Annotated in this window: 7 protein-coding genes; 3 read left to right on the top strand and 4 right to left on the bottom strand. The window is 58.5% G+C overall.

Features of this window, described 5'->3' with window-relative positions:
- Nucleotides 1-131: 131 nt before the first annotated feature.
- Genes RSK20926_RS07410 through RSK20926_RS07395 form a run of 4 tightly spaced genes read right to left on the bottom strand, consistent with a single transcriptional unit; the run spans nucleotide 132 to nucleotide 3,859 of the window.
- Entirely contained in the window at nucleotides 132-1,058 is a 927-nt protein-coding gene (locus tag RSK20926_RS07410; RefSeq protein ID WP_008205500.1) for an esterase-like activity of phytase family protein, read from the bottom strand.
- Nucleotides 1,031-1,867 carry a penicillin-insensitive murein endopeptidase gene (gene mepA, locus RSK20926_RS07405; RefSeq protein ID WP_008205499.1) on the bottom strand — a complete coding sequence of 279 codons (837 nt, stop codon included), beginning with the start codon at nucleotides 1,865-1,867 and terminating at the stop codon, nucleotides 1,031-1,033. The genes RSK20926_RS07410 and mepA overlap by 28 nt, the downstream gene beginning before the upstream one ends.
- 29 nt (nucleotides 1,868-1,896) lie before the next feature.
- Nucleotides 1,897-3,261 carry an MFS transporter gene (locus RSK20926_RS07400; RefSeq protein ID WP_008205498.1) on the bottom strand — a complete coding sequence of 455 codons (1,365 nt, stop codon included), beginning with the start codon at nucleotides 3,259-3,261 and terminating at the stop codon, nucleotides 1,897-1,899.
- 49 nt (nucleotides 3,262-3,310) lie between these two features.
- A complete protein-coding gene (locus RSK20926_RS07395; RefSeq protein WP_008205495.1) occupies nucleotides 3,311-3,859 on the bottom strand; it encodes an acyl-CoA thioesterase in 549 nt (182 codons plus the stop codon).
- Between the two features lie 133 nt (nucleotides 3,860-3,992).
- Between RSK20926_RS07395 and RSK20926_RS07390 the strand changes: the two genes are divergently transcribed.
- The 3 genes from RSK20926_RS07390 (at nucleotide 3,993) to yaaA (ending at nucleotide 7,286) form a co-directional block, all read left to right on the top strand.
- Nucleotides 3,993-4,280 carry a YggT family protein gene (locus RSK20926_RS07390; protein WP_008205492.1) on the top strand — a complete coding sequence of 96 codons (288 nt, stop codon included), beginning with the start codon at nucleotides 3,993-3,995 and terminating at the stop codon, nucleotides 4,278-4,280.
- A gap of 147 nt (nucleotides 4,281-4,427) precedes the next feature.
- A complete protein-coding gene (gene recQ / locus RSK20926_RS07385) occupies nucleotides 4,428-6,494 on the top strand; it encodes a DNA helicase RecQ (RefSeq protein WP_008205490.1) in 2,067 nt (688 codons plus the stop codon).
- 30 nt (nucleotides 6,495-6,524) lie between these two features.
- On the top strand, nucleotides 6,525-7,286 hold the full coding sequence (yaaA, locus tag RSK20926_RS07380) for a peroxide stress protein YaaA (protein WP_008205489.1): 762 nt from the start codon (nucleotides 6,525-6,527) through the stop codon (nucleotides 7,284-7,286).
- Nucleotides 7,287-7,294 lie beyond the last annotated feature (8 nt).

The following is a 7,294-nucleotide window of genomic DNA, read 5'->3' as shown; positions in this document are numbered from 1 at the left end:
GGTATCTTTGATGCAATCCTCAGGGGCGGGAGGGTTTGGCTAGGGGATTGAAGGCAGGGGGATCTCTAACTGCTTCGGGCAGAAAACCCTGGTTCCAGTTCGGAATGTAGCAATTAGCTGCGAATTGGCCCTTAGTTTGGCAGTGCGTATTCCACCAATTCGGTTCTTTGAAGAGACAGGAAATTGTCATCTGAGATCATCGTTGCCATCAGTTGCCCCCGAGCCGAACGCCAGATGGACACCCCTTCGAGGTTGTCATGAGTGCCGCGCCTGGTTTCCAAAAGAATCTGTTCATTCTTGACCCCTTCAGCCGAAAGGGTCCAGCGCCGCAATCTGCTGCGAAAGCCAAAGAAAGAGAAGCTGCGCTCCAGAAGATAGAACTTTCCATCCGGCCCAAAATCAGCCCCAACCGGTAGGAAGCGACCCCGTTTGGGCAGGGTAAAGGGTTGTTGCCAGGTGCGGCCGTTCCAGCGCCAAACGGGGATCTGACCATCGGGTGTAAAGGCCCGTTCCGGCAAAGTGTAGAGCCGTCCATGGTCGTCAATGGCCAGGGCTTCCAGCGCCTTATTGATAGGCAAATGACGGAACGGTTTTGCGCGTGGAAGCACCCGGGTCTCGTCCTGCTCTAACCGATGTCGCGCGATGCGGGAAACGCCTTCAAAGGATACATAGAGAGAGCCATCTGCTGCAATTGCGAGACCCTCGCTATCGGCAATTGTCTTTTCGAGAATCCGCCCACGGGAGGAATGCAGCCTTTGTTCCGCGGTGATTTCGACCTCAGAGATCTCACCATTTCGACGTTGCAAACTGGCCTGTACCAAAGTGGCGCGATCACTGATCGCAATCATCGCACTGCCATCACGGGAAAGTTCGATGCCGGAAAAGCCACCAAACCACCACTGGTGCCCCTGCCAATGAAACACGCTGGTTAGACGGGCTCCACCCCGTTGCGACAAACCCTGGTGCGACAATGGGCGATTGGCCGCAAAAGCGGCCAAACCGACAGAACAGGCAAGAGCAAGGAGCGTGGCTAGTTTGACTGCAGAACGGCGGCGCATTGTTTGGGAAGATCCGAGAGAGTGTACTCACGCCGGGGCTTTGGCTTTGGCGCATTGGGATCCGCAGGCTTTGGCGGCGGAGGGTTCAAAATATCATTCACCCATTTCTGGGCATCAGCGCAGCCATCTCCGCGCGGGGGCGGGTTCTGATCGGTGCAACCTCGTGCACCTTTAGGGCAAGCCAGACGCACATGAAAGTGGTAATGATGCCCCCACCAGGGGCGGATCTTGCGCAGCCAACGTCGATCCCCTTTTGCATCATTGCACATCTGCACCTTGGCGCCGGGAAAGACAAAGATCCGCGCCACCCTCTTGTCCCGGGCTGCCGCCTTCAGGATCTCGTGATGGGCGCGAGTCCAATCGCTGTTGACATAGGCCCCTTTGGATCGGCGCATGGAGATAGAGGAGATCTTCTCGCGCTGTGAGCGGCTGAGAGACAAGTTGTCGCCGGGTCGCATCCAGATATCGATATCCAGGCCCACCTGATGACTGCGATGCCCTGAGAGCATCGGCCCACCACGCGGCTGGCTGATATCGCCAATATAAAGCCCGTTCCAGCCCGGCTGCTTAGCCGCAAACGCGCTGAGTTTTTCTATGAAACGAATGGTTTCGGGATGGCCCCAGTTGCGATTGCGGCTAAGGCGCATCGCCTGCCAGGTTGGGCCCGTTTCCGGCAATTGTACGGCCCCTGCAACGCAGCCCTTGGCATAGGAGCCAAAGGGGGCCGGTTTTTGCTGGGACCCCGTGGGCTTGGCGCCAAAGAGCTCTTTGGCGGGGGTTGCGGCGTCTGCACTTGTTACCAGGCCCATACATAAAACAAACGTCGCAAAGAGGCGTTTCACTGCTGATCTCCTTCTGCCTTGACCCAATAGAGCATGATCAGCCCTAGCAAGAAGAGCAGGATCACGGGGGTGATACCCAATCGTGCGCTACCAGTCAGGGTTGTGGCAACCCCAATCAGTGCGGGTGCCAGAAATGCGGTGGCACGCCCCGAGAGACCATAAAGGCCAAAGCTCTCGGTGGCCTTGGCAGGATCGGTATGGCGCACCATCAGGCTGCGGCTGGCGGCTTGCAAAATTCCGCCGAAACCGCCGATCAGCATACCGCAGCCAAAGAAGATCGCATCCGGCAGCTTGGATCCTTCTGCCAAAGAGACCCCAAAAAGCGATTCGCGCGACATGTTGACCACGGTCACGCAAACCAGTGTCAAAAACAGAATCGAGACTATGATGACCGGCTTGGGGCCAAAGCGCTTGTCTGCTATCCCGCCGACCCAGCTGAAACCTGCAGCGGCAATGGCCGATATAACCCCAAAGATGCCGATGAGGGTGATCTCCCAGCCCAAGACCAGCGCGGCATAGACACCACCAAAGCTATAAAGCCCATTGAGCGCATCACGGTAGAGCATTGAGGAGCCAAGATAGCTCGCCAGGCTTGCGCGGTTTCCCAAAGCCTTGACTGAAGAGACAACCAGCCCCACTGCCTGGCTCAGCGTGCCGCGCTTGCCAGTATGGGCATCGTCCTTCACCCAGAGGAAATAGGGCACCATGAAGACCATAAACCAGAGCGCCGTGAAGGGCCCAACTGCGCGGGTGCCTTCGCGGGTTTCGGCATCCAACCCTAAAACCGGATCCAACCCGATCAGTGTTTTACCAGTGCCCTGTTCCACAAAAAGCAAAAGCATGATGAACAGCGAAATCACGCCACCTAAATAGCCAAATGCAAAGCCGGAACCGGAGATGGCGCCAACATCGTCTTTGTCGCCCAAGTTGGGCAATTGCGAATTGGCAAAGATCAGGGCAAATTCCGCGCCGATAAAGCCAAAGCCAAAGGTGACCAGCATCCACCAAAGGTTGCCTCCTGCCGGATCGGAGTACCAAATCCCCCAGGCGCCGAGAAAATACATGAGCGAAAAGGCAATGAGCCAGGGCCGCTTGCGTCCGGAGATATCCGCCAGCGCGCCAATGAAAGGCGCCCCAAAACCGATCATCAGCCCGGTAACAGTCATGCCGATCGACCACATGGTCTGTGCCTGTGCCTTTGCGGCTTCAGATTCCAGCCCCTCCGCCATGAAGAAATTCGCCGCGACGGCAGCAAAGAAGGGGCCAAAGACAAAGGTCACCAGTAGGGTGTGATAGGGCTGGCTGGCCCAGTCAAAGAACCACCAGCCCCATATGCGCTTGCGCATTGAAATTTCGCTCATCCTGTCCCCGCGTCATTTTGTTGCGGTGATAAGACAGGGGGCGGGAGCTTTAGGCAAGCCCATCCTGCATCGGGGGCCAGGGGCGTTGCGCATCGGCGGCGCGCCAGGCATCGATCCAATCCGGCATTTCAGGGGTGTTCTTGCCTGCCAGATCCATCGCTTCCAGCACACGCTCCGGCGCCACAATACCATTGGCATCGGTCAGCGCCGTGCGCAGCATCACATGACTGGCGCAGGTGCCGTCCTTCTTCCACATGGATTGCTCCAGATAGATGAATTTATCATCCCAGGCGACGGCGCGGCTGCGCATTTCAAAGCGCTCAAATCCGCGGATGCGCTGGCGGAAACGCACAGTGGTCCCTGCAGCTGTCATGCCCCAGCGGTTCTGCCGCAGAGCTCCGATCAACCCCACCCGCTGCGCCAACATGGTGCGCCCCAGATCATAGAGCGTCATGGCGCGACCATTGTTCAATTCCAGCCAGATGTCGAGATCCCAGGGCCAGCAGATATGATGCGAAACATGGGTCTCGGTGAGGTCGATGGCGGGCATGCGGCTGGCGCGCCAAAGATCCTTCAGCAGGCGGACAATCGGGAACATTTTGGGGGTACTCCTTCGGCGTTGTGCCCCTCTTGCCACCTATTTACCAATGGTCAACCGCAACCTCGGGGAAGCCTTGCACATTGGCGCAGGCCTGCTTACCTGTAGGATCGAAATTCCAATGAGGTAACCGATGCTTTCGCTGCTCCAAATCCTGCTTCTGATCCTGGACATCGTCTGGTTCTTTATCATCGCTCATGTGATCATGAGCTGGCTGATCAACTTCCAGGTCCTGAATCTGCACCAGCAGCTGGTGGGGCAGATCTGGTATATGCTGCAGCGTATCCTTGAACCTCTCTATGGTCCGCTGCGCCGGATCCTGCCCAATCTGGGTGGCATCGATCTGACCCCGCTGGCGGCCCTGATCGCAGTCTATGCTCTGCGGATCATTATCCAGAACAACATTCCAATGTTCTACTGATCCACAACATCTCAATTGTGATGGCAGGCCCGGTGGTTTCACCGGGCTTTTGCATGTCTGGGCCTTGCCGCCCGATTCGACCTGTGGGATTGTGGCGGCAATTCAGAGCAGCAGAAATCCCCGAACAAACCCCAAGAGGCCCCAACAATGTCAGCCGCGCCTGCCGAAGCGGAGCACAGTGCTCCCCCGCATCAGCTGCGTGAGATCTTTGGCTTTGATGCTTTTCGACCGGGTCAGCAGGAAATCGTCGCAGCGGTGACGCAGGGCGAAAACGTACTGGCGATCATGCCGACGGGGGGCGGGAAGTCCCTGTGCTATCAGCTACCGGCTCTCTTGCGTCATGGCATCACGGTTGTGATTTCGCCTTTGATTGCGCTGATGCGCGATCAGGTGCGCGCCCTGCAGGCGGTAGGGGTCAGTGCCGGGGCGCTCACCTCTGGCAATACTGAAGAAGAGACAGAGGCCGTCTGGCAAGCGATCGAGGCGGGTGAGCTGAAGCTTTTGTATATGGCGCCAGAACGGCTGGCCTCTGGCGCAACGCTCAATATGCTGCAACGGATCAATGTCAGCCTGATCGCGGTGGATGAGGCTCATTGCGTCAGCCAATGGGGCCATGATTTCCGCCCGGACTATCTGCGCATTGGGGAGCTGCGCCAGGCGCTGGATGTGCCGCTGGCGGCCTTTACCGCCACCGCAGACTCTGAAACCCGCGAAGAGATCACCCGCAAGCTCTTTGACGGGCAGGCCCCCCGGAGCTTTCTACGTGGATTTGATCGGCCCAATATCCACCTTGCTTTTGCCGCCAAGGATGGGCCGCGCCGCCAGATCCTGGAGTTCGCCGCCGCTCGCAAGGGGCAATCGGGGATCACCTATTGCGGCACCCGCGCCAAGACCGAGGATCTGGCGCGCGCCCTGCGGGATGCAGGTCATGCTGCCTGTCACTACCATGGCGGCATGGAAGCAGAAGACCGCCGCGAGGTTGAGACCCGCTTTGCCCGTGAGGATGGGCTGATCGTGGTGGCCACAGTGGCCTTTGGCATGGGCATCGACAAGCCCGATATCCGCTGGGTAGCTCATGCGGATCTGCCCAAGAGTATCGAAGCCTATTACCAGGAAATTGGCCGCGCAGGGCGTGATGGGGCACCTGCAGAGACCCTGACTCTCTATGGTCCGGAAGACATCCGCCTGCGTCGCAATCAGATCGACGAGGGCCTGGCTCCGCCAGAACGGCGCGCGGCGGATCATGCGCGGTTGAATTCCTTGCTGGGGCTGGCCGAAGCGCTCACCTGCCGCCGTCAGAGCCTGTTGCGCTATTTTGAGGAAGACCCGGAGCCCTGCGGCAATTGCGACCTCTGCGACAGCCCGGTTGAGGTCTTTGACGGCACCACGGCAGTGAGGAAGGCGCTCTCGGCCATTTTGCGCACCAATGAAACCTACGGATCAGGACATCTGATCGATATTCTATACGGCAATGAGACCGATAGGGTGCGTGAAAAGGGTCATGATGACCTCTCTGTCTTTGGCTGCGGCAAGGAATATGGCAAGCGGCAATGGCAGGCGGTGTTTCGGCAGATGATGGGCCATGACCTGGTGCGCCCGGACCCGGAACGCCATGGCGCCCTGCGCATGACTGAAGGCGCATTGCCGATCCTGAAAGGCGAGGCGCGGATCTCTCTGCGTAAGGATACCATCAAGTCAGCGGACCGCCGCCCGGTGGTCAAGGCCTTGGTTTCAGAAGAAGATGCGCCGCTTTTGTCTGCATTAAAGGCCAAACGCCGGGCTCTGGCAGAGGCGCAGAAAGTGCCCGCTTATGTGGTCTTTACCGATAAGACCCTGATTGAAATGGCAGAGACACGGCCCGAATCGCTGGACCAAATGGCGCGGATCAGTGGCATCGGTGCCAAAAAGCTGGAACGCTACGGCAATGAGTTTCTGAGCGTGATCACCGGAGCAACTGAGCAGTTGCACCCGGCCCGGCGCAGGCTGGCCTCCAAGGGGGCCGGCTCCACCTATGACGCGTTGTTGGAGGTCCAGGCGAAGTTGACGCGGGGAGAATGCGGTACCCTAAAGCCGCTCAGCTGCCCCGCCACCATGCTGGCCAAACTCGCACAGATGCGCGCTGAGGATGAGCGCGGCATCACAATGTTGCTAGGGGAGCGCCGCGCCGAACGTTTCGCGGCGGCTTTTCTGGACGTCTTGCGCGGCGCAGGATAACACATCCTCTAGAACCAAAGGGGGCAGGATATGCTGGTAGTTGTTTCTCCGGCCAAGAAGCTGGACTGGGCGGAGCGGGATCAGGACATGACCTTCCCCGCCTTTCAGGATGAGGCTGTCAAACTGGCCGCAGTGGCGCGGGAGCTGAGTGTCGCAGACCTGATGAAGCTGATGCATATCAGCGAAGATCTGGCCAAACTGAACCATCAGCGGTTCCAGGATTTTGCTGATGACCCACAAGCAGAAGCCCTGCGTCCAGCCGCATTGGCCTTTGCCGGGGATACCTATCAGGGGCTAGAGGCAGCCTCGTTGGAGGCAGAGGAAATGGCCTGGGCACAGGATCACTTTCGGATTCTCTCGGGTCTTTACGGATTGCTGCGACCGCTCGATGCCCTGCAACCCTACCGGCTGGAAATGGGATCACGGCTGAAAAACCCGCGCGGCAAGAACCTTTATGAATATTGGGGAAGCCGCATCTCAGAAGCCCTGAATACCCAGGCAGAGTCGGTCGGGGCAGAGATCCTGGTCAACTGTGCCAGCCAGGAGTACTTTGGCGCGGTGAACCTGAAGACCCTGAAGCCAAAGGTGGTGACGCCGCTGTTTCTGGAAAACAAGAATGGCACGCCCAAGGTCGTCAGCTTTTATGCCAAACGTGCCCGTGGTGCTATGGCACGCTTTGTGATCCAGCATCGCCTGGATCAGGAAGAGGCCCTGAAGGACTTTGAAAGCGGCGGCTATGTCTACCGCGAGGATCTGTCGGAGCCTGGCAAGCCCGCATTTCTGCGGGGCTGAACGCGCTG

This window comes from Roseobacter sp. SK209-2-6, assembly GCF_000169455.1.
Lineage (GTDB): Bacteria > Pseudomonadota > Alphaproteobacteria > Rhodobacterales > Rhodobacteraceae > Pseudophaeobacter.
This window is presented reverse-complemented; position numbering and strand designations above follow the sequence as displayed.

Coding starts and splice junctions, on each gene's coding strand:
- RSK20926_RS07410 (WP_008205500.1), bottom strand. CDS start 1,058: ATGCGCCGCCGTTCTGCAGTCAAACTAGCCACGCTCCTTGCTCTTGCC.
- RSK20926_RS07390 (WP_008205492.1), top strand. CDS start 3,993: ATGCTTTCGCTGCTCCAAATCCTGCTTCTGATCCTGGACATCGTCTGG.
- mepA (WP_008205499.1), bottom strand. CDS start 1,867: ATGGGCCTGGTAACAAGTGCAGACGCCGCAACCCCCGCCAAAGAGCTC.
- RSK20926_RS07395 (WP_008205495.1), bottom strand. CDS start 3,859: ATGTTCCCGATTGTCCGCCTGCTGAAGGATCTTTGGCGCGCCAGCCGC.
- recQ (WP_008205490.1), top strand. CDS start 4,428: ATGTCAGCCGCGCCTGCCGAAGCGGAGCACAGTGCTCCCCCGCATCAG.
- RSK20926_RS07400 (WP_008205498.1), bottom strand. CDS start 3,261: ATGAGCGAAATTTCAATGCGCAAGCGCATATGGGGCTGGTGGTTCTTT.
- yaaA (WP_008205489.1), top strand. CDS start 6,525: ATGCTGGTAGTTGTTTCTCCGGCCAAGAAGCTGGACTGGGCGGAGCGG.